The organism is Streptomyces sp. NPDC015220, from assembly GCF_043079345.1.
Lineage (GTDB): Bacteria > Actinomycetota > Actinomycetes > Streptomycetales > Streptomycetaceae > Streptomyces.
In genome coordinates this window covers 1-22,129 of sequence record NZ_JBIBUK010000008.1, presented here as the reverse complement: position 1 = coordinate 22,129, position 22,129 = coordinate 1, and the positions used below count along the sequence as shown (strand labels likewise).

The 22,129-nt window shown below is 72.3% G+C and carries 19 protein-coding genes and 1 pseudogene; 19 read left to right on the top strand and 1 reads right to left on the bottom strand.

Features of this window, described 5'->3' with window-relative positions:
• The first annotated feature begins 74 nt into the window (after positions 1–74).
• From ACF061_RS18300 to ACF061_RS18270, 7 genes and pseudogenes are all read left to right on the top strand, one after another.
• Positions 75–1,598, top strand: coding sequence for an IucA/IucC family protein (locus ACF061_RS18300; RefSeq protein WP_392268125.1), 1,524 nt, complete (start codon positions 75–77; stop codon positions 1,596–1,598).
• 472 nt (positions 1,599–2,070) lie between these two features.
• Positions 2,071–3,045 (top strand): annotated as a pseudogene (locus ACF061_RS18295) (hydroxyacid dehydrogenase); the annotation flags it as partial.
• On the top strand, positions 3,045–4,391 hold the full coding sequence (locus tag ACF061_RS18290; protein WP_392267900.1) for a lysine N(6)-hydroxylase/L-ornithine N(5)-oxygenase family protein: 1,347 nt from the start codon (positions 3,045–3,047) through the stop codon (positions 4,389–4,391). The pseudogene ACF061_RS18295 and the gene ACF061_RS18290, both read left to right, overlap by 1 nt.
• Positions 4,388–5,707 carry an APC family permease gene (locus ACF061_RS18285; protein WP_392267899.1) on the top strand — a complete coding sequence of 440 codons (1,320 nt, stop codon included), beginning with the start codon at positions 4,388–4,390 and terminating at the stop codon, positions 5,705–5,707. Before ACF061_RS18290 ends, ACF061_RS18285 begins: the two co-directional genes overlap by 4 nt.
• Positions 5,704–6,069, top strand: a complete 366-nt coding sequence (locus tag ACF061_RS18280) for a cupin domain-containing protein (RefSeq protein ID WP_392267898.1) — start codon at positions 5,704–5,706, stop codon at positions 6,067–6,069. The genes ACF061_RS18285 and ACF061_RS18280 overlap by 4 nt, the downstream gene beginning before the upstream one ends.
• The gene (locus ACF061_RS18275; RefSeq protein WP_392267897.1) at positions 6,066–7,760 is read left to right on the top strand and encodes a class I tRNA ligase family protein; all 1,695 of its coding nucleotides are present in this window, start codon (positions 6,066–6,068) and stop codon (positions 7,758–7,760) included. The genes ACF061_RS18280 and ACF061_RS18275 overlap by 4 nt, the downstream gene beginning before the upstream one ends.
• Positions 7,760–8,236, top strand: a complete 477-nt coding sequence (locus ACF061_RS18270; RefSeq protein ID WP_392267896.1) for a GNAT family N-acetyltransferase — start codon at positions 7,760–7,762, stop codon at positions 8,234–8,236. The genes ACF061_RS18275 and ACF061_RS18270 overlap by 1 nt, the downstream gene beginning before the upstream one ends.
• Before the next feature lie 60 nt (positions 8,237–8,296).
• Here ACF061_RS18270 and ACF061_RS18265 read toward each other — a convergent pair whose 3' ends face one another.
• On the bottom strand, positions 8,297–9,307 hold the full coding sequence (locus ACF061_RS18265) for a LuxR C-terminal-related transcriptional regulator (RefSeq protein WP_392267895.1): 1,011 nt from the start codon (positions 9,305–9,307) through the stop codon (positions 8,297–8,299).
• 219 nt (positions 9,308–9,526) lie between these two features.
• On the opposite strand from ACF061_RS18265, the gene ACF061_RS18260 reads away from it, so the two are divergent.
• The 12 genes from ACF061_RS18260 (at position 9,527) to ACF061_RS18205 (ending at position 21,945) form a co-directional block, all read left to right on the top strand.
• Positions 9,527–10,153, top strand: coding sequence for a LysE family translocator (locus tag ACF061_RS18260; protein WP_392267894.1), 627 nt, complete (start codon positions 9,527–9,529; stop codon positions 10,151–10,153).
• 116 nt (positions 10,154–10,269) lie between these two features.
• A complete protein-coding gene (lysA, locus tag ACF061_RS18255) occupies positions 10,270–11,637 on the top strand; it encodes a diaminopimelate decarboxylase (RefSeq protein WP_392267893.1) in 1,368 nt (455 codons plus the stop codon).
• A 66-nt stretch (positions 11,638–11,703) separates the two neighbouring features.
• The gene (locus tag ACF061_RS18250) at positions 11,704–12,864 is read left to right on the top strand and encodes a PLP-dependent transferase (RefSeq protein WP_392267892.1); all 1,161 of its coding nucleotides are present in this window, start codon (positions 11,704–11,706) and stop codon (positions 12,862–12,864) included.
• Positions 12,861–13,874: a 2,3-diaminopropionate biosynthesis protein SbnA gene (gene sbnA / locus ACF061_RS18245; protein WP_392267891.1), complete on the top strand. Its 1,014-nt coding sequence runs from the start codon at positions 12,861–12,863 to the stop codon at positions 13,872–13,874. The genes ACF061_RS18250 and sbnA overlap by 4 nt, the downstream gene beginning before the upstream one ends.
• Before the next feature lie 31 nt (positions 13,875–13,905).
• Entirely contained in the window at positions 13,906–14,904 is a 999-nt protein-coding gene (gene sbnB / locus ACF061_RS18240) for a 2,3-diaminopropionate biosynthesis protein SbnB (protein ID WP_392267890.1), read from the top strand.
• A 28-nt stretch (positions 14,905–14,932) separates the two neighbouring features.
• Positions 14,933–15,700, top strand: a complete 768-nt coding sequence (locus ACF061_RS18235; RefSeq protein ID WP_392267889.1) for an iron-containing redox enzyme family protein — start codon at positions 14,933–14,935, stop codon at positions 15,698–15,700.
• A gap of 69 nt (positions 15,701–15,769) precedes the next feature.
• On the top strand, positions 15,770–17,044 hold the full coding sequence (locus ACF061_RS18230) for an ATP-grasp domain-containing protein (RefSeq protein ID WP_392267888.1): 1,275 nt from the start codon (positions 15,770–15,772) through the stop codon (positions 17,042–17,044).
• Positions 17,041–17,607, top strand: coding sequence for a nitroreductase family protein (locus tag ACF061_RS18225; protein ID WP_392267887.1), 567 nt, complete (start codon positions 17,041–17,043; stop codon positions 17,605–17,607). Before ACF061_RS18230 ends, ACF061_RS18225 begins: the two co-directional genes overlap by 4 nt.
• On the top strand, positions 17,588–18,868 hold the full coding sequence (locus ACF061_RS18220) for an MFS transporter (protein ID WP_392267886.1): 1,281 nt from the start codon (positions 17,588–17,590) through the stop codon (positions 18,866–18,868). Before ACF061_RS18225 ends, ACF061_RS18220 begins: the two co-directional genes overlap by 20 nt.
• Before the next feature lies 1 nt (position 18,869).
• Complete coding sequence (locus ACF061_RS18215; RefSeq protein ID WP_392267885.1) at positions 18,870–20,153, top strand: ATP-grasp domain-containing protein; 1,284 nt, start codon at positions 18,870–18,872, stop codon at positions 20,151–20,153.
• Positions 20,154–20,224: 71 nt separating this feature from the next.
• Complete coding sequence (locus ACF061_RS18210) at positions 20,225–21,109, top strand: class I SAM-dependent methyltransferase (RefSeq protein WP_392267884.1); 885 nt, start codon at positions 20,225–20,227, stop codon at positions 21,107–21,109.
• An 83-nt stretch (positions 21,110–21,192) separates the two neighbouring features.
• A complete protein-coding gene (locus tag ACF061_RS18205) occupies positions 21,193–21,945 on the top strand; it encodes a cysteine hydrolase family protein (protein WP_392267883.1) in 753 nt (250 codons plus the stop codon).
• The last annotated feature ends 184 nt before the right edge of the window (positions 21,946–22,129 follow it).

The following is a 22,129-nucleotide window of genomic DNA, read 5'->3' as shown; positions in this document are numbered from 1 at the left end:
CGGGTCGGGCGTCACCGTAGCGCGCGCCGGGCAGACATACTGATCACGTCGCACCCTGTGGACGTATGGAACGAATGGAACGCGTGGAGCCCATGCCCCCCAGCGCCGACGCCGGAGCGCGCGCCGACGCGTACGCCGCCGCGCCCCTGCTGAACTGCCTGATCCGCGAGCTGGCGCGGCCGTGCCCGGATCCCCGGGGGCGGCAGGCGTACCGGCTGCCCGGCGGCCGGCTGCTGCGGGTGCGCGCCGGGCGGCGGCCCGCCGAACCGGAGGTCCGCGCGGACGGTGGCTGGCGGCCCGTCGGCCACACCGAACTGGTCAAGCTCGTGTCCGAGGAACTGCGCCGGCACACGGGCCTGACCAACGACGAACTGCCCGCCGAGATGATCGACAGCCGGGAGGCGGTGGCGGCGCTCCTCGCCGCGCGCGACCGCGCGATCCCGCCCGCCGATCCGTACATCCGCTCCGAACAGTCCCTCGTCACCGGCCACCCCTACCATCCCGCGCCCAAGGCGCGCGGCGGCGGCCCGGTGGCCTCCTGGCTGCCCTACGCCCCCGAGGCGCACGCCCGGTTCCCGCTGGCGCTGCTCGCGGTGCGCGAGGACCTGGTCGTCGAGGAGGGCGACACCTCGGCGCTCGACGCGCTCGGCCAGGCGCCGCCCGGCTACCGGCTGCTGCCCGCCCACCCCTGGCAACTGGAGCTCGTGGGCCGCGACCTCGCGGGGGCGTTCGCGGACGGCCGGCTGCTGCGGCTGGGCCGCACCGCGTTCGAGGCGCACCCCACGGCGGCCGTCCGCACCGTCCACGCCGCCGACGCCGACCTCTTCCTCAAGTTCAGCCTCGACGTGCGGATCACCAACGACGTGCGCCGACTGTGGCGGCACGACCTGCTGAGGCTGCGCCGCACGGACACGGCGGCGGCGGCCGCCTTCGCGCGGCTGGACGGCCCGGCCGCCTGGCTGAGCGACCGCGGCTACCGCACCGCCGCGTTCGCCTTCGAGGAACTGGCCGTGGTCGTCCGCGACGGACTCGGCCGGCACGCGCTGCCCGGCGCGACGGTGCTGCTCGCCGCCGCCCTGGCCGAGGGCTTCGACGGCAATCCGCTGGACCGCCCGGTGGACCCGGCGGTGTGGTGGGCGGCGTACCTGCGCCAGGTGGTGCCGCCGGCCCTGGCCGCCTTCGCCGATCACGGCGTCGTGCTGGAGGCCCACCTGCAGAACTCGCTGATCGCCGTGGACGCGGCCGGGCTGCCCGTGCAGGCGCTGTTCCGGGACGCCGAGGGCGTGAAACTGCTGTCGGAGACGACCCGGGCGGCCGGCTGGGAGCGGCTGGTGTACTGCCTGGTCGTCAACCACCTCACCGAGATCGCCGGCGCGCTCGCCGAACGCCGTCCCGGCTTCGACCCGTGGCCCGCCGCCCGCCGCGAACTGTCCCGCCACGGCCTCCCCGAGATCCCCGCGCTGCTCGCCGCGCCGACGCTGCCCGGCAAGACCAACCTGCTGCTGCGCTGGACCGGAGCGGACGGCGCCGCCGCCCGCTACCGCCCGCTCCGGAACCCGCTCGCCACCGCACAAGGGCGGGCCGGGCGAAGAATTTGAGACAGCGGGCCGGTACGGCAGAAGAATGTACGTGCGATTCGCGTTGCTGACAGAATTCTGTTCCCTGCTCCCCGCCACTCGTTGAACAATTGCGTCGAATAGTGGTGGACGGGCACGGCGACTACTCCTTTATGCCCGCTTTTGTCCACCCGTCTGCGGATGGTGCCCGCGCATTACGACAGGTGATGTCGCTGTTACTCGCGGCCCCCGGGTGGCAGAGTGATTGACCGACCACGAGAAGTGACTGGTCAAATCCTGAACAACGGGGAGTGAAAGTGAAGCGCATCACCGTCTGCCTGGTATCCGTGATGGCCCTCGCCATTCCTGTTTCTCTGAGCGAGGTACCCGGATCCGGACAGTTCAGTGGTTCGACCGCACGATCTGCGGCCGCGCAGGACCTCGGCTGGGGCTGACCGCCGTACACAGCCACGACATACTCCGCGCCTCACGAACAAGGAAAGGTTGTTTCGGAATGTCCGACGCCAGTCTTCCGGTGGTTCTCATCGCCGAAAAGCTCAGCCCCGCCACCGTCGACGCCCTGGGCCCCGACTTCGTGATCCGGCACTGCGACGGCGCTCGCCGTGACGAACTCCTCGCCGCCGTCGCCGAAGCCGACGCGCTCCTCATCCGCTCCGCGACCAAGGTGGACTCCGAGGTGCTGCGGGCCGCCGGGAAGCTGCGCGTCGTCGCCCGGGCCGGGGTCGGGCTGGACAACGTGGACGTCGCCGAGGCCACCCGGGCCGGCGTGATGGTGGTGAACGCCCCCACCTCCAACGTCGTCAGCGCGGCGGAACTGGCCGTGGGCCTGCTGCTGGCCACGGCGCGCAACATCGCGTCCGCCAGCAGCGCCCTCAAGGCCGGACAGTGGGCGCGGTCGCGCTACGGTGGCGTGGAGCTCAGCGGCAAGACCGTCGGCGTGGTGGGTCTGGGGCGCATCGGCTCCCTGGTCGCCGAGCGGCTGCGGGCCTTCGGCATGACGATCGTGGCCTACGACCCCTATGTGACCGACGACCGCGCCGAGCGGCTCGGCGCCGAGCGGGTGGAGCTCGAGGAGCTGCTGCGCCGCTCTGACTTCATCACCATCCACCTGCCGCGGACCGCGGACACCGTCGGCCTCATCGGGGACGAGGCGCTGCGGAAGGTCAAGCCCAGCGTCCGGATCGTCAACGCGGCCCGGGGCGGCATCGTGGACGAGGTCGCGCTGGCGCTGGCGCTGAAGGAGGGCCGGGTGGCCGGCGCCGGCCTGGACGTGTTCGAGTTCGAGCCCACCGTCGAATCCCCCCTGTTCGACTTCGACTCGGTCGTCGTCACCCCGCACCTGGGCGCCTCCACGGGAGAGGCCCAGGAAAAGGCCGGAATATCGGTTGCGCAGTCCGTCCGCGCGGCCTTCGCGGGCGAACCGGTGCCCGGCGCGGTGAACGGAGAGGTTCTCCAGGAGCGCCGACCGTGACCTCTGCCGATACGCTCGGCACAGTTCAGGCCCCGGTCCACGACATTCTGGGAATCGGATTCGGCCCGTCCAACCTCGCGCTCGCCATTGCCGTCCGGGAACACAACGACCGGGTTCCGGACACCGATCGTCTGACCTCCTTCTTCCTGGAGAAGCAGATTCGTTTCGGGTGGCACCGTGACATGCTGATAGACGGCGCGACGATGCAGGTGTCCTTCCTGAAGGACCTCGCCACGATGCGCAACCCCGGAAGTCGGTACGGTTTTCTGCCGTATCTCCAAGCGAAGGGGCGTTTGGTCGACTTCATCAACCACCAGAGTTTCTTCCCGACCCGTGCCGAATTCCACGACTACCTGGAATGGGCGGCGGCGGACTTCGCCGACCAGGTCGCCTACGGAGAGACCGCCGACGCGGTCCGGCTCACCCGCTCCGACGGCGAGCCGCTGTTCCAGGTGACCTCGCACCGCACCCGGGCGCCGGAGCGGACGACGGTCCGGCTGGCCCGGCACGTCGTCCTGGCCCCCGGCCTGACGCCCCGCCTGCCGCCAGGGGTCACCGAGTCCAAGCGGGTGTGGCACAGCAGCGGTTTCCTGTCCTGTCTGGACGCACTGGCCGGGGCGGAGCCACGGCGGTTCGTGGTCGTCGGGGCGGGGCAGAGCGCGGCCGAGATCACCGAGTACCTGCACCGCCGCTTCACCGGGGCGGAGGTGTGCGCGGTGTTCGAGCGCTACGGCTACAGCCCCGCCGACGACAGCCCCTACGCCAACCGCGTCTTCGACCCGGAGGCGGTCGACCGCTACTTCCACAGCGACGACGACCTGAAACGGCGTCTGCTCGCCTACCACGCCAACACCAACTACGCCGTGGCCGACCTCGACCTCGTCAAGGAGCTGTACCGGCGCGAGTACCAGGAGGGGGTGAGCGGTCCGCGGCGGCTGCGCATCCTCAACGTGTCACGGCTCGTCGCGGCCGACGACCTCGGCGACCACGTCGACGTCACCGTGCGGGACCTGTCCTCCGGCTCGACCACCCGGCTCACCGCGGACGCCGTGGTGTACGCGACCGGGTACCGGCCGGCGGACCTGCGCGAGCTGCTCTCCTCCGTGGCGGGGCACGTCCAGTGGGACGAGCGGGGCCTGCCGAGGGTCGCCCGTGACTACCGGCTCACGACGTCGCCCCGGACGCCGCTGCCCGGCGGCGTCTACCTCCAGGGCGGCACCGAGCACACCCACGGCATCTCCAGCTCGCTGCTCTCCGTCTCCGCGGTGCGCGCCCAGGAGATCTGCGACTCGATCCTGGCCGGCCGGCGGACGCCGCACCGCGCACCGGCGGGAACCCGGTGAGCCAGGCCCGGCCGGCCGGCCCGGACGGAGAACGACGGCCGAGCGGGCGTGCGCCCGCGCCGGCCGGCGGTCTCGGCACCCGCGGGCTGGTGACGTTCTACGTCACCAGCCTGATCGGGGCCGGCCTCCTCGGCGTGCCCAGCGTGACGGCCGCCATCGCCGGTCCGGCCTCCCTGCTGGCCTGGGCGGCGCTGGCCGTGGCCTCCTACCCCATCGCCCGGCTGTTCGCCGAGATGTCCGCCCGGCACGTGGACTGTTCGGGGCTCAGCGCACTCATCCGCAGCGGGTTCGGCAGGCACGCCGGTGACACCGCCAACATCCTGCTCGTCCTGGTGTACATGGCGGGCAACCCCGTCATGGGCGTCATCTCCGCGCGGTACTTCTGTCACCTCACGGGGCTCGGCGACGGCTGGACGATGTACGTCGCGGCCGGCTTCATGACGCTGTCGGTGGCGTTCAACGCAATGGGGCTCGCGCTGGGAGCCCGGATCCAGCAGGCCGCACTGGTCCTGCTGCTGCTCTGCCTGGCCGCCGCCGTCGTACTCGCGGTGCCCTCGATGTCGGCCTCCCGCCTCACGCCGTTCGCCCCGCACGGCTGGCAGGCCGTCGGCACGTCCGCGGTCATCGCGTTCTTCTCGTTCCTGGGCTGGGAGAACGTCTCGGCGGTGGCCGAGGAGGTGCGCGACCCCGCGCGTTCGTTCCGCCGTGCCATCCGCTACGCGGTGCCCGTCGTGGGCCTGGTGTACATGGTCGTCGCGGGCGCCTACCTGCTCGTCCCCCATCCGGAGGGGACCATGGTCCTCTCCGCCCTGCTGGGTGCGCGCGACTCGGGGGTGGGCGCGGCCGCCGGCGACCTCGTCGCCCTGGTGATCGTGGTGACGGCCACCAACTCCTGGGTGCTGGGCGCTTCCCGGCTCACCCTCGCCGCGACCCGCCAGGGCCTGCTGCCGGCCGCCCTCGGCCGGGTCGGCCGCCGAACCGGGGTGCCCGCCCGGGTGCTGCTGACGCTCGGCGCCGGCTACGTGGCCGTGCTCACCGTGCTCGGCCGCTTCGGTGTCGAGGAGGACCGTCTGGTCGCCTTCACCAGCGCCGTCTTCCTGATCCTCTACATCGCCTCCGCGGCCGCCGCGGTGCGCGACCGTCCCACGCGCGCCATGCGGGCCAGCGCCCTGGTCACCGGGGCGCTCGCGGTGTTCTTCCTGCTCTTCACCGGTACGGCCCTGCTTCTCGCCCTGCTGCTCGTGCTGAGCGTGGTGCCGGCCACGGCCCGCCGTCGCTCGCCGGACAGGCTCATCAGCAACGAAGAGGTCACGTGACAACCAAGTTCCGCATTGATCCCGCCCTGGCCGAGGAAGAGTTCGGCATGCGCTGCCAACGGCTCGTCCCCTGGGACGGCGGCGACGAGCCGCCCGTCGGCGCCATGGCCTGCTTCCTGCCCGCGGGCGCCAGCTCCGATCCGGACCGGCACAGCCAGGTCGAGGTGATGTTCGTGCTCGGCGGCGCCGGACGGGTGGAGCTGGAGGGCGAGAGCACCGACGTCACCGCCGGCGACGTCGTGGTGCTCCCCGGCGGGCTCGAGCACGTCGTGCACAACCCCGGCGCCGCAGGCGCGGCCACCCTGAGCTGGCTCTCCGTCTACTGGCCCCTGCACGAGGACCCGCGGGAGGTCGCCGCGTGACCGCGCCCGTGTGGATCACCAGCACCCCTCCGACCCCCAACGGCGACCTGCACGTCGGCCACCTGGCCGGACCGTACGTCGCGGGCGACGTGCTGAGCCGCTTCCTGCGGGCCGAGTCCCGCAGCGTGCTGTACACCTCCGGCATCGACGACCACCAGAGCTACGTCCAGGTGCGCGGGCTCAAGGACGGCGGCAGGAGCGCGGCGGAGATCGCCGACCGGTACGGCGCCTCCATCGAGCGGACCTGGCGCGGCGTCGGGGTGCGCCTCGACCGCGTCGTCCTGCCCCGCCGGGACGCGGGGTACGCCAAGGCCGTGCAGGGGTTCTTCAGACGCCTTTACGACGAGGGCCGCATCGAGGCCCGCACGACCCCGCTGCCGTACTGCGCGCCGTGCGAGCGCTGGCTCTACGAGGCGTACGTGGTGGGCGGCTGCCCGCACTGCGGGGCGTCCTCCAACGGCAACGCCTGCGAGGCGTGCGGCCGTCCCAACGACTGCGGTGACCTCGTCGGCCCGCACTGCGCGCTGTGCGGACGAGCGGCCGTCAACCGCCCGTGCGAACGGCTGTACTTCCCGCTGGGTCCCTACACCGAACAGCTCCGCGACTACTGGTCGACGGTGCGCATGCCACCGCACCTGCGGGCCCTGTGCGAGCGGATGGCCGCCGACGGACTGCCGGACATCGCGGTGACGCACCCGGCCGACTGGGGCGTCGGCGTCCCGGTGGTGGGTTTCGAGGACCAGCGCGTCCACGTGTGGTTCGAGATGGCCCCCGGGTACCTCGTGCAGTCGGGCCGGGAGGACGCCCCGGACCACGTGGAGCACCCCGGCCACGTGCAGTTCTTCGGCTTCGACAACGGCTACTTCCACGCCGTGCTGTTCCCGGCCCTGTACACCGCCGCCGGCCGGGCCGACGCGCTGGCCGCCGGGTTCGTGGTGAACGAGTTCTACCGGTTGCGGGAGCAGAAGTTCTCCACGAGCCGCCGCCACGCCGTCTGGGCCGACGAGGCCATCGAGGAGTGCGGCAGCGACGTCCTGCGCCACCACGTGTGCTCCGACCGGCCCGAGGGCCGGCAGACCAGCTTCGACCGGCCGGCCCTGGAGCGCACCCGCCTGCATCTGGACACCTTGTGGAACGGCTGGCTGGAGCGGCTGTTCGACGCGGTCGGGACCGAATGCGGCGGACGGTTGCCCGAGGAGGAACCCGCCGGCGCCGACTGGGGCAGGCTGCGCGCCCGGCTGCTGGCCTCCCTGGCCGAACTGCGCGATGCGTACGGGCCGGCCGGGTTCGCGCCCCGCCGGGCGGTGGCCCTGCTGGACGAGATGGTCCACTGCGTGACCGACTTCGCGTACGTCCAGGCCCACCAGGCCGAACGCCCCGACGGTGGCCCCGGCCATCGCGCGGCCCTCGCCGGGCAGCTCGCCGTGGCGTCGGCGATCGCGGCCTGGGCGGCACCGGTGCTGCCGGTCGGCGCGGCGCGGCTCGCGGCCGTGCTGGGCCTGCCCGCCGACCGGCCGGTGACCGCGGCGGCGCTGGAGGTGCCCCGGGGCCGGCGCCGACTCGCCCCACCGGCCGGTCCCGTCTTCGGCTCCGTCACGCACTACGCTGCCGTCGGCGCCGCCACCGGCGAGGAGGGACCCGACGGGGTGCTCCTGGGCGCCGCGAACCGGCCCGTCATGGAGGAGAGTTGATGAACGACAGCGTGCGGGTGCGCACCGCGGTCCTCGCGGACCTGCCGGAACTGACCGGACTCTTCCGCCTGTACCTGGAGTTCTACGGCGTGGAGCCCGCCGACGACGAGGGCCCGCGGACGTTCCTCGCCGACCGGCTGAAGAACGGTGACGCGATCCTGCTGCTCGCCGAGACGGACGCCCGAGCCGTCGGCTTCGCGCAGGTCTACCCGACCTTCTCGTCCCTGTCCATGCGGCCGGTGTGGACTCTGAACGACCTGTACGTGCGTGCCGAGGCGCGCGGCGACGGAGCGGGCCGCGCCCTGGTGCGCTCCTGTCTGGAGCGGGCACGGGCGGCGGGGGCGGCCGGGGTTCAGCTGGAGACCGCGCCGGACAACCACGTCGCCCGGGACCTCTACGAATCCGAGGGATTCGGGCGCGGTCACTACCTCACGTACTTCCGCGCCACGGACACCGGGGCCGACGCCTCCGGGTGACGGCGGACGGATGACATCACGCGGCGGAGCACGGGCCGAAAGCCCCCGTGCTCCGCCGCTTCAGTCGTTCTCGGACCGGTCGCGGTCTCCGGCCGGCGGGTCGTGCGGACCGTCGTCGGCGTCGCCTTCGGTGAGGGCCGCCAGCCCCGGGTCCCCCTCGTACTCCCGCAGCAGATAGCCGGCGTGCACCCGGCTCTTGGCCCCGATCCGTTCCATGATCTTCGCGATGTGGCGCTGGCACGTCCGTACGGTCATGCCCATCCGCCGGGCGATGACCTTGTCCGACTCGCCCTGGACCAGGAGCCGGATGATGTCCTCCTTGGTCTTGTCGGAGACCCGGATGGCCTGCGCCCGGCCGAGGCTGACGGGGAACGGGTCCGCCTGCCGCCACATCAGCTCGAAGGCGGCCACCGTGAAGGAGACCACGCTGGGTTCCCGGACCACCAGCGCGGCCTTGGCGTCGCCCTTCTGCTCGATCACGACGATCTCCCGGTCGAAGGCGATCATCCGCATGAAGCCCTCGCCCAGGGTGCGCACCTCCGCTCCGAGCCCGGTCACGATCTCGACGTACGCCGCCGTCCCGGGGTTGTACTGAGCGGTGTGCTGGTAGAGCGTGCGCATCCGGACGCCCCGCCCGAGCACCGCCTCGGTGCGGCCCATGGCCTCCTGGAGGACCTCCTCGTTGCGTCCGCCCCCCGGCTGCGAGGTGAGCACCTCGTGCCGCGCCTCGGTGGCGAACCGGTCCAGCTCGCGCCGCACACTGGCGACATCGGGCAGCTCCTCGAACAGGGGCTGACGCAACCGCCGTTCGAGGGCGTTCTCGTAGACGGACACCAACTCGCCGCGCAGGCGGTCCGCGGCATCACGTGCCGTGCGCGCCTGCTGGACGATGGGACGGATCAGGGCCTCGCACGCGGCATCGGGGGGAGCCGCGGCGAAACGCTTCTTCTCCCCGCCCACCGGCAGTAGCAGCCGGCGTTCCGTGAGGTTGTGAAAGGCGGCCGCGACATCCTCGGCCGCCATGCCGTCGATCTCCGGCAACTCGTCGCGGGGTACATCTGCGCGTTCCACGGCAAAGGTATACAGCGCGAGTTCCGCCGCGGAGAGGGGGGAAAGTAACGTATTGTATGGCATGTCCATTTTATTCACCCGTCCTAAAGTGTGCTCGACTAATGAGTATGCTTCCGTTCGGCCTTCGCCCCGGCCGCGGGTGGCACACTGGAGATGTCTCCACGGAAGGTCTGCGGCGAGAACGCGCCGCCAGCGGAAGGTGCGGAGCGACTACCTGTCATGGACATCCTGAGCGCGTCGTTCGTTTCCTTCCTCGCGGCGGCCACGATCGTGTGCGTCACTCCCGGGCCCGACATGCTCTACGTCATGTCTTTCGGGGTGTCGCAGGGGCGCCGCGGTGGAGTCTCGGCGGCCGCCGGCGTGGCGGCCGGAATGTTCGCGCACGCGGTGCTCTGCGCCTTCGGCGTGTCCCTTCTCGTCTCCCGCTACCCGGTGCTCCTCTCGGCCTTCAAGGTCGTCGGGCTCTGCTACCTGCTCTACCTCGGTGTCTCGATCATCCGGGACAAGTCCGACATGGCGGTGAGCACGGCCCGGGCGCGCCAGGACTACGGACGCATCGCCTACCGCGCGATGCTCGTGAACCTGACCAACCCCAAGGTGATCGTCTTCTACGTGGCCTTCCTGCCCCAGTTCACCTCGTCCTCCGGCTGGCCCGTCCCCGCCCAACTCCTGGCGCTCGGGGGCATCTTCGTGGCCATCGGCTTCGCCGCGGACGCGGGAGTGGGGCTGGTCAGCGGGGCTCTCGCCGAACGCTTCACCGCCGACAAGGGCCTCGCCCGCAAGGTCAACATCGGCTGCGGCATCGTGATGTTCCTGCTGGCCGGCGTGCTGGCCCTGGACATCTGAGCCCACCGTCCCGCCCGTACCCGGGCCTTCGCCGGCGGCCGGCGGCTCACCGGGCCGCCACGCCCTGCCGTCCCCCCCGTCTCCCACAGGGCCCCGCCCACGGCCCCGACTCGACCATGCCGCACGACCAGAGGAGTGCCGTGCCCGCACAAGAGTTCCCGCCGCCCTCCACCACCGATCCCTTTTCCCTCTCGTCCGGCATCTGGCCGGTCACCGCCGCGGACGAGAACGGAACTCTCACGATCGGCGGAATGTCCGTCACGGAAATCGCCGACCGTCACGGCACACCGGTCTACGTTTTCGACGAGACCGACTTCAAATCACGCTGTGCCCGATTCCGCACGGCCTTCGAAGAATTCGACGTCTATTACGCCGGAAAGGCTTTCCTGAGCCGCACCACGGCCCGGCTGGCGGAAGAGGCCGGACTGAGCCTGGACGTGTGCACCGAAGGCGAACTGGCCTTCGCCAAAGCCGTCGGATTTCCCGGCGAACGCATACTGATGCACGGCAACAACAAATCCGCGGAGGAACTCGCCGCGGCCCTCGAATACGGCGTGGGCCGCATCGTCGTGGACTCCTTCGCCGAACTCGACCGGCTGGGCGAGCTGCTGCCCAGGTTCCCCGGCGTCCGGCCCGCCGTCCTGCTGCGTGTCACGGTCGGCGTGCGCGCCGACACCCATGCCCACATCGCCACCGCGCACGAGGACCAGAAGTTCGGCTTCTCCCTGGTCAGCGGCGAGGCGGCGGCCGCCGTCCGGCGCGTCCTCGACGAGGACCTGCTGGAACTGCGCGGGCTGCACAGCCACATCGGCTCGCAGATCCTGGGCACCGCCGGGTTCGAGGCCGCCGCCAAGCGGCTGCTCGAACTGCGCGCGCAGTTCGTCCGGGAGGGGGCCCGACTGCCCGAACTGGACCTGGGCGGCGGCTTCGGCATCGCCTACACCCCCGAGGACGAGCCCACCGAGCCGGAGGAGATGGCCGAGCTCCTGCGCACGGTGGTGGCCAAGGAGTGCGCCGCCCTCGGCGTCGACGTGCCCCGGCTCGCGATCGAACCGGGACGGGCCATCGCCGGCCCCAGCGGCGTCACCCTGTACACCGTCGGCACGGTCAAGCACCGCGAGGGCATCCGCACGTTCGTCGCCGTCGACGGCGGCATGAGCGACAACGTGCGCACCGCGCTCTACGACGCCAGTTACTCGGTCCGCCTCGCCGGGCGCACCTCCGACGCCCCCGCGCGACTGGTGCGGGTGGTGGGCAAGCACTGTGACGCCGGCGACGTCGTCGTACGCGACGACCACCTGCCCGCGGACGTCCGGCCGGGCGACCTGCTCGCCGTACCGGGCACCGGCGCCTACTGCCGCAGCCTGGCGCACAACTACAACCACGTTCCCCGGCCGCCCGTCGTCGCCGTCGCCGACGGCGAGTCCCGGGTGATCGTCCGCAGGGAGACCGTCGACGATCTCCTGCGCCTCGACATGGACTGAGCAGCACAGCACAGCACGGCACCGCCGCCCCTTCCTCGATGGCAGAGAACAGTCAAGGAGTAAAGAGTGACGAAGCTGCGCGCCGACGACGCCTACCGCAACAGCATCGAGTCGCCCACCTACCAGAGCGCCTCCTACTACTTCAACGACGCCGAGCACGTGAAGGCCGGACTGCACGACCTGTCGGTCCCGGCCGGCCGCTACGGCCGGTACTCCAACCCGACCTGGATAGAGGTGGAGAACCGCCTCACCTCGCTGAGCGGGGCGGACGACTCCCTGGTGTTCGCCTCCGGCATGGCCGCGCACACGACGGCCTTCCTCGCCCTGCTCCAGGCCGGCGACGAGGTGGTCCTGCCGTCCGAGTCGTACCGCCAGGTGCGCAACGTCTTCCACCACATCCTGCCGAAGTTCGGCGTCAAGGTGCACGAGTTCTCCATCCGCGACCCCGAACGGTTCATCGAGAACGTGCGCTCCCTCAAGGGCCGGCTGAAGCTGGTCCACCTGGAGATGCCGTCCTCCCCGCACATGTACCTCATCGACGTGGCCCGGGTGCGCGAGGCCCTCGGCCCGGACGTGATCATCACCCTCGACAGCTCCTTCTCGCCGCCCCCGAACTTCTACGCGCTCCAGTGGGGCGTGGACCTGGTCCTGTTCAGCGCGACCAAGTACCTCAGCGGGCACGGCGACATCGTGGCGGGAGTCGCCTCGGGCCGGCAGGACCTCATCGACAAGCTGCGCTGGTACCGCGACACCACCGGGCCGATCATGGACGGCAACACGGCCTTCCTGCTCCGCCGCAGCCTGTACACGCTGAAGCTGCGCATGGAGCGGGTGAACGCGATGGGCCTGGAGATCGCCCGGTACCTCGAGGGCCACCCGTGCGTCGACCGTGTCTACTACAACGGCCTGGAGAGCCACCCGCACTTCAAGATGGCCCAGCAGTACCTCAACGGCTACGGCGGTGTCATCACCTTCGAGCTGGACCTGAGCGAGGAGCGGACGGCCGAGGCCGTGGACCGGCTGAAGGTGCCCTTCATGGCGTCCAACTTCGGCGCCCCGCACACCCTGGTCGAACAGAGCACCTTCTTCACCTACTTCGAGTACTCCGACGAGGAGCTGAAGAGCATCGGCGTCCCGCGCGGCACCGTCCGCCTGGCCCTCGGCTACAGCAACGAAACCCAGGCCGTGATCGAAGACCTGGACCAGGCACTGTCCCAAGCCCGGTGAACTCCGCGATCTGCGACCAGCCGTACGACGCGGGGCCGGCCCGGCCCTTCCTCACCCTGCCGGGCTTCTGCCCGGGCTTCAGCACCACGCTGAAGCTGGAGGCGCTCAATCCGGCCGGCTCGATCAAACTCAAGACGGCACGGGAGATGGTCGCCTCGGCCCACCGGGAGGGCCGGCTGCGGGCCGGCGCCCCGCTCATCGAGTCGACCTCCGGGAACCTCGGCATCGCGCTCGCCATGGTGTGCGCGGCGCAGGGCCACCCGCTCACCCTGGTCACCGATCCCAACACCCAGGCCCAGAACATCCGGCACATGCGGGCGCTCGGGGCCGAGGTGGTGGTCGTGACCCGCCGGGACGGCAACGGGGGGTACCTCCAGTCCAGGATCGAGTTCATCGAGCGGCACCTGCTGGCCCACCCGGAGGCGGTCTGGCTCAACCAGTACCGCAATCCGGCGGGCGCGCGGGCGCACCAGCGCGACACCATGGGGGAGGTCGTCGACGGGTTCGGCGTCCCGGACTGGCTGTTCGTGGGCGTGGGCAGCACCGGCACGCTGATGGGGTGCCGCACCGGCCTGCGCGAGCGCCGCCTGGCGACCCGCCTGGTCGCCGTGGACGCGGAGGGATCGGTCACCTTCGGCGGCGCCGGCGCACCGCGCAGCCTGCCGGGCCTCGGCACCAGCCGCCGGCCCGAACTCTTCGAGGACGACGGGTCGTTCCTGAAGATCCGGGTCGCCGAGGCGGACACGGTGCGCGCCTGCCGCCGGGTGGCCCGCGACTACGGACTGCTGCCGGGGGCGTCCACCGGCACCGCCCTGCACGCCGTGACCGAGTTGCGCGGGCTGATCGAGGACGGCGCGCGCGTCCTGGTGATCGCCCCGGATCTCGGCGAACGGTACCTGGACACCGTGTACGACGACGACTGGGTGACCAGCACGTTCGGGCCCGCGGCGCTCGCCGACCCGCGGTCCCCGATCCTCAGCACCGGGCGGCACCGCCCGGTCGCCTCCTGAACCCCAGGAAGCCGAAAGACAGGAACCAGCCATGCACGATTTCTCCGTCCTGCCCGGAAAGGACGTGGTCGAACTCCTCACCGGGCGGGAGGCCGAGGTCATCGACTGGGTGCGAGAGGCCTATCTCGCCCACGACGCGGGTGACACGGTCAACCCCGACAGCTACTTCCTGCGGTTCCCGGAGAAGCCCGAAGCCCGCATCATCGCCCTCCCCGCCTACCTGGGCGGCAGGGACGAGGTGGCCGGCATCAAGTGGATCGGCAGCTTCCCCGGCAACGTCGACGACGGACTGCCCCGGGCCTCCGCGGTCCTCGTCCTCAACGACTACCGCACCGGCTACCCCTTCGCCCTGCTGGAGTCCGCGAACATCAGCGCCGCCCGGACCGCGGCCTCCGCCGCCCTCGCCGCCACCACGCTCGGCGCCAAGGCGCCGGCCTCGGTGGGCGTCGTGGGCGCCGGGGTGATCGCGCGGACGGTCTGCCACTACCTCACGGTCGCGGGCGTCCCCTTCACCGACGTGACCGTCCACGACCTCGACGACGCCTCGGCCGCGGCGCTGGCCGGACACGTCGGCCGGGAGTACGGCGCCGACTGCCGGACCGGGAGCCTGAGCCAGGCGCTCGGCTGCGACCTGGTGGTACTGGCCACCACCGCGCTGCGCCCCTACATCGGCACGGACCACGTGCTGCGCGCGGGGCAGGTGGTCCTCAACGTGTCCCTGCGCGACCTGGAGCCCGAACTCCTGCTCTGCGCGGAGAACTTCGTGGACGACGTCGAGCACTGCCTCAAGGCCGGCACTTCCCCCCATCTCGCCGAACAGCGCGTCGGCCACCGCTCCTTCATCCGGGGGACGCTGGCCGACGCCCTGCTCGGCAGGCGCACGCCGGACCCCGAACGCCCGGTCGTCTTCTCACCGTTCGGCCTGGGCGTGCTCGACCTCGCGGTCGGGCACCGCCTGTACCGACGGGCCGGGGAGGAGGGCCGACTGCTGCCCGTCCCCGGATTCTTCGGCGAAACCAGCCGCTGGTGAACCACCCCGACCCAGGAAAGGACCTTTCATGACCGCCACCGAGACCCGCCTCGACGCCGACGCCACCGAGAAGCGCGTCCTCGACCTCGCCGAGTCGGTGTACCGCCACCCGGCGCTCGACAACGCCTTCTACGACCTGTGGCGTTCCACCGAACTGCCCGCGGAGAAGGTGGAGATCGTCGCCCGGAACTTCTACGCGCAGGTCTCGCCCACCGTCAACCGGCTCGCCCTGGTCTTCCTGCGCATGTCGCCGGACGACCTGGTGGCCCGCTCCGAGACCATCGAGAACATCAACGACGAGATGGGCAACGGCGACCCGAGCAAGGTCCACACCGTTCTGCTGAAGAACTTCTTCTCCGCCCTGCTCTCCCGCATCCGCGGCCACGAGGTCGACTTCGACGACATCGACCCCACCGTGCTGCCCGCCACGCAGCGGCTCGTGGACCGGGGCGCCGCCCTCTTCGCGGACGACAACGTCAGGGTCGGCTGCGGAGCCCTGCTGGCCCAGGAGTGGCACGCCTACGCCCAGTTGGTCTACCTGTACGAAGGCACCCGCAACTACCTGCACCACTTCTCGCTCGAGGAGTTCCACGAGCACTGCGAGTTCTTCTACATCCACATCGGGGCGGCCGAGAAGGAGCACAAGCTGCACGCCGTCTCCAGCTCCGCGGCGCTGTGCCGCGACGAGGAGGACCTGGCCGCTCTGGAGCACGGATTCACCAGCTACCTGGGGCTGCTCGCCGACTTCTGGCAGGAGCTGGCCGAGGCCGTCGGCGCCGGCCGGGCCGCCGCCTGACACCGGCCCCGACGCGGCCGGGCCCGGCCCGGCCGGCCCGCCACCGACCCCGACAAGAAGGCTGGAGCAATGACCGCCGTACCGCGATCCGTCGTCGTCCTCGTCGACCCCCTCCGTGCCGGCACCAAGCTGGCACAGCTCTTCAACGGACTGGGCCTGCGCTGTGTGGCCGTCCTCTCGCAGGAGAGCGACTCGGAGTTCTGGCGGGCGTCCTTCCGCCCGCAGGACTTCCTGGCGACCCTGGAGGAGTCGGACGGCGTCGAGGCGCTGCTGCGCGGCCTGTCGGCGTACGAGGTGGCCTGTGTGGTGCCGGGAGGGGAGTCCGGGGTCGACCTGGCCGACCGCCTGGCACCGCACTTCCCCGGCATCCCCGCGATGGCGCCCCGCGCGGCCCACGCCCGCCGGGACAAGTACCACATGGCGGAGGCCCTGCTGCGCGACGGCCTCGCCGCGATCCCGCACTGCCGGACCGGCGACGCGGCCGAGGCCGTGGAGTGGTACCGCACCCGCTCCGACGGCCGGGCGGTCGTCAAGCCGCTGGCCGGCACCTCGGCCGAGGGCGTGCGGTTCTGCGCCTCCGCGGACCAGGTGCGGGCCGCCTTCGCCGAACTGCGCGACAGCGTCAGCCTGTTCGGCCGGGTCAACGACGAGTTGCTGGTCCAGCAGGACATCGCGCACACCGGCGGCGTCGAGTACACCGTCAACTCGGTCAGCTCCCGGGGACGGCACCATGTCACCGACGTGTGGCGGATGAACCGCCGGATGGTCGACGCCACCGCGGTGTGCACGTACTCCGACCTCGTCCACCCCGACGAACCCGAGTACGGGCAGCTCAGCACCTACCTGCACGACGTGCTGGAGACGCTGGGCATCGACAACGGCACCGCGCACAGCGAGATCATGCTGACGTCCGGCGGCCCCGTCCTGATCGAGACCGGCGCCCGGGTCGAGGGCGCCTGCGACCCCGGCGCCGTGCTCACGGTGTGCGGGCGCAGCCAGAACTCACTGCTGCCGCTCAGCTACCTCGACCCGGAGGGCTTCGAGCACGCGATCCGCCGGCCGCGGCCCGAGCCCCGGCTGTACGCCCGCCACGTCTACCTCCTGAGCACCGTCGAGGGAAAGGTCGTGCGCGCACCCGACCTGACCCGCTTCCGCTCGCTGCCGACGTTCTACGGGCTCGACACCACGCTCGACGCGGTCCCCTACCTGGAGCGGACGGTCAACCTGGCGACCTGCCCCGGCAACCTCTACCTCATCTCGCCGCACCCCGAGCGCATCGAGGAGGACTACGCGGCCCTGCGCGCCATGGAACCGGGGCTGTACGCCGACATGCTCGCCGAATGAGCCAGGAGGAGAACCCGATGGACGTCTTCACCGCCGTACTCACCCGCCGCAGCGCCAAGCGGCTCGTCGGCCCGGCTCCGGGGGACGAGGAGTTCCGCTACCTGCTGCAGACCGCGGCCACGGCACCCGACCACGGGGTGCTGCGCCCGTGGCGGTGGATCCTGGTGCGCGGCCAGGGCCTGCACACCGTGGTCGACGGCCTCGCAGAGGAGGACCCGGCCGTCCCCCGGCAGCAACTCGTCGACAAGGTGGTGCGCGCCCCGCTCAAGGCGATGCTGGTGTTCCGCCCACGCGTCGGTCACCGCGTGCCGGAGTGGGAACAGCTCGCCGCGGCCAGCGCCATGACCCACGCGCTGCTGCTCCTGCTGCACGCCCGGGGGTACGCCGCCATCTGGCGTACGGGCCGGCTGTGCACCTCCCGGACGCTGCCCGGCACGCTCGGGCTCGCCGACGGCGAACGCCTGCTGGGCGCCCTGGACATCGGCTCGCCCGACCCGGCGTCCGGGCCGCAGCGGCGCCGCAGCCCGGTGGACGTCACCGATCATGTCGCGACCCTCGTCTGAGACCCGGCCCGCCGGGCGGCGGGAGGCGGCGGCCGGGCCCACGGGGCTGCGCCGCTACCGCCCGCTGCTGGCGGAGCCCGGCATGCGGACCACCTTCGTGGTGGGCTTCCTCGTCAAACTGCCCGTGATCGCCATTCCCCTGGTTCTGTCCCTCCAGGTCTCACTGGGGCTGGACCGCTCCCTCGCGGCGGCCGGTCTGGTCACCGCGGCGTGGATGGCGGGAGTGATGGCGGGGGCGCCGGTCCTCGGCTGGGCCATGGACCGGTCCTCGATGCGCCCGGTCCTCGCGGTCAGCGCCGTGGCGCAGGGCGTCTTCTGGGCGGCGGCGGACCACCTGTCCTACCCGGCGCTGGTGTGCGGCGCCCTGGCCTCCGGACTCCTGCTGGTGCCCGGTTCCACCCTGACCCGGATGGTGCTGGCCGAGCGGACGGCACCGGAGCACCGGCAGGCGGCCTTCGCCCTGGACACGGTGACCAGCCAGCTCTCCTACCTGACCGGCCCCGCCCTCGGCGCCGTGCTGTCCACCCAGGGCTCGCCGACGACGGCCTGCCGGCTGCTCGGCGGCGTCCTGGTCCTGGGACTGGCCGCCTTCGCACTGCGCTCCGGGGCGCCCGCCGGGCCGGCGCCGGCCGCGGGCGCCGGGGCGGCGGACCGGCCGACCGCCGGGCCCGGCGCCGCGGACCGGCCGGCCGCGGGGCTCCGTCCGATGCTGCTCGCCGTCCTGGCCTGCGCCTTCGCCACCGGAACGATCTCCTCGGGCTTCGAGCTGTCCCTGCTCGGGCTGGCCCGCGCGCAGGACGCCGTGGCGTGGGTGGGGCTGCTCATCGCGGCGTGCGGGGCCTACGCGGTGCTGGGCGGGCTACTGTTCGGCGCCCTCCCGGTCACGCCCCGGCCCGCCGTCCCGCTGCTGCTGCTCGGTCTCGTCACGGCGCCCCTGGGCCTGGCCGGGGACTGGCGTGTCCTGCTCGTCGCCGTCGCCCCCGCCGCGATGCTGTCGGCGACTTCCTTCGCGGTGACCGCTGCGGCCTGCGGCGCGGCCGCGACGGAGCACAACCGGGGCCGTGTGCTGGGCCTGTACGGGGCCGCCGTGGCCGGCGGCAACGCGGCCGGCGCCCCGCTGGCCGGCGCGGCGATCGCCGTGCGGGGCCCCGCCGCCGGCTTCCTCGCGGTGGGCGCCGCGGCCGTCCTGGTGGCCCTGGCGTCCTGGCTCCTGAGCGCCCGGACGGGCGGCGCCCGTCTCCTCCTCCCGCAGAAAGGCTGACATGCCGGCAACCCCTCTCGTGTGCGTCGTCGACTCCTACGGACTGTCGAAAGCACTGGTCGACGAGTTCCTCAAGCGCGGCGCCGCCGTGGTACGGGTGCAGAGCACCCCGGGGGTGCCGGCCGCCTACCGGGGCCCGTTCGACCTCTCGGAGTACGTCGACAACATCGTCCACCGGGGAGACCTGGAGGCCACGGCGCGCGCGGTGGCCGCCCATCGGCCCGTCGCCGTGGTCGCCGGCGGCGAGATCGGCGTCGAACTCGCCGACGCGCTCAGCGAGTCGCTGGGGCTGCCCACCAACGGCACCGCGCTGAGCGCCGCGCGGCGCGACAAGTACGTGATGATCGAGACGATCAGGAGTGCCGGGGTGGCGGGCGCCCGGCAGACGCTGGTGACCGACGAGGGGCAGGCACTGGCCTGGCACCGGTCGGTGGGCGGCAGGGTCGTCGTCAAGCCGCTGCGCAGCGCGGCGGGCAACGGCGTCCACTTCTGCGACACGCCCGAGGAGTCCGCGGCCGCCGCCCGCGCGGTCATCGGCGCCGAGAACGTCTTCTCCGACGTCAACACGGCGGCCGTGGCGCAGGAGTACCTGCGCGGCACCGAGTACATGGTGAACACGGTCAGCCGGGACGGGACGCACCGGGTCTGCGAGATCTGGCGCACCACGCGGATCACCGCCAACGGCGTGGCCGACCTGTCCGACAGCGTGTACCTGATGCCGCGCTCGGGCGAGGTGCAGGACCGGCTGACCGGGTACGCCGTCGAGGTGCTGGACGCGCTCGGCATCCGGCACGGCCCCGCGCACGTCGAGATCAAGCTCACCGGGGCCGGACCCGTCCTGGTCGAGGCGGGGGCCAGGATCGGCGGAGCCAACCTCCCGCACTACGCCCAACTGGCGCACGGCGCCTCGCAGCTCGACTGGACGGTCGACGCCTATCTGGACCCCGAGGGTTTCCTCGCCCGCCACAAGGACGACGACCCGCGCGCCCTGCACTGCGCCTTCGTCGGCCTCGTCTCGCCCTTCTCCGGCACTCTGCGCGGCTACCGGCACCTGGACCGGCTCCGCGAACTGGAGAGCTTCCACGAGATGCGGGTGGCCGTGGCCCCCGGACAGCCCATCCGCCGCACGGTGGACGACCTGAGCTACCCCGTCTTCGTGGTCCTGCTGCACGAGAGCGAGGAGACCGTCCTGCGGGACGCCAACACGATCCGCTATCTGGACGGACCGTCGTTCTACGACGTGACCGGCCCGGACCAGGACCAGGATCCCGCGTCCGGATCGTGAGCCCGGCCACGCCTCCCCACCCCCTCGCCCCAGCCCCCTCCACCACCCACACCCCACGCAGGGAGTCGTCCATGCTCTCCACACCGTCCACGCCGTCCACCGGCATCTCCGCCGACCGCCCGGCCGCGCTGCGCTGGGCGGAGCGCTGGGACCGGCAGCAGGAGGAGTTCCTGCCGGAGCGCGAGGCCCTCTTCGACGCACTGGTCGACGTCGTCCAGGAGACCGCGGGACGACCGGACCCCCTGGTGGTCGACCTGGGCTGCGGCCTGGGCTCCATCGGGGTGCGCCTGCTGCGGCGGATCCCGGACGCCACCGTCGTCTCCGTGGACGCCGACCCCCTGCTCATCGCCCTGGGCCGGGCCGCCTACGGCGACCTGGACGGACTGCGCTTCGTCCCGGCGGACCTGCGCCGGCCCGACTGGGTGGAGCGACTCGGCCTGGACCGCCCGGCGGACGCCGTGGTGAGCGGCACCGCGCTGCACTGGCTGGACCGGCCGGTGCTGACCTCGGTGTACACGGCGGCGGCCGGAGCGCTGCGACCCGGCGGGGTCCTGGTCAACTGCGACGAGCTGGAACGCGACCACACCGCCACACCGGCGCTGGCCCGCCTCGACCGGTCCCTGCTCGCCCGGGAGAAGGCCCGCCGGCTCGCCCCCGGCCACGGCGAGGGCTGGTACGACTGGTGGGAGCGGGCCCTGGCCGAGCCCGCCTTCGCCCCGGCGGTGGCCGAGCGCAGGCGCCAGGGATTCGAGGGAGAGCACCACAGCGACCTGTCCTCCGGGCTCGACATCCACCGCACCGCCCTGCGGGAGGCCGGGTTCGCCGAGGTCGGCACCCTGTGGCAGCGCGGCGAGATGCAGCTCCTGTGCGCGGTGACCGCCTCCCCCGACGGCGCCCCCGAACCGGCGCCCGCGCACACGCACACCCACAACAGCGCCCCGGCGTCGCGCTCGTGACCGCGGGGCCCATGCGGCCGCTCGGCCCGACGGACCGCAACCGCTGGCGGGCCTCGGCACACCAGGTGGACCTCACTCGCCCCGTGCCCGCGCCACGCCCGGTGACCGTGCCGGCCGCCCCGCAGCGTCTGACCCTGGACCTGGCGCGGACCGCGCTGGTCGTCGTCGACATGCAGAACGACTTCTGCTCGCCCAAGGGCTGGCTCGCCTCCATCGGGCTGGACGTCTCGGGCACGGACCGGCTGGTCGCCTCGCTCGCCGAGACGGTGCCTGCGCTGCGCGCCGCCGGGGTCCCGGTGGTCTGGCTGACCTGGGCCAGCCGTCCCGACCGCGCCAACATCCCGCCCAACGTGCTGCACGCCTACGACATCGCGGGCGAGGGCGGCGGCGTCGGGTCCGTCCTCCCCGGCGGGCGGAGTCCGGTGCTGGAGGAGGGCAGCTGGGGCGCGGCCCTGGTGGAGGGGCTGGAACCCGCGGCCGGTGACATCCACGTCACCAAGCAGCGGATGAGCGGCTTCTTCGACACACCGCTCGACTCCGTCCTGCGCAACCTGCGGGTGGACACCGTGCTGTTCACCGGGGTGAACGCCGACCAGTGCGTCCTCGCCACGCTCACGGACGCGGCGTGCCTCGGCTACGACGCGGTCCTCCTGGAGGACGGCGTCGCCACCACCTCGCCCGAGTTCTGCCTGCGCGCCACCCTGTACAACGTCGAGCGCTGCTTCGGCTTCGTCGCCCGGGGAGCGGACCTGGTCGCGGCCGTGCGCGACTCGGCCGCCGCCCCGGCGGACCGCGGGGTCCCCGCCCGGTCCCGTTCCTCTGCCTGCACCGTCTGAACCCGGAGACGACCACCATGTCCGACATCCAGATCCCCGCTGACATCAAGCCCGCCGACGGACGTTTCGGCGCCGGCCCCTCCAAGGTGCGGATCGAGGCGCTGGACGCCCTCGCCGCCACCGGCACGTCCCTCCTGGGCACCTCCCACCGTCAGGCTCCGGTGAAGAACCTGGTCGGCAGGGT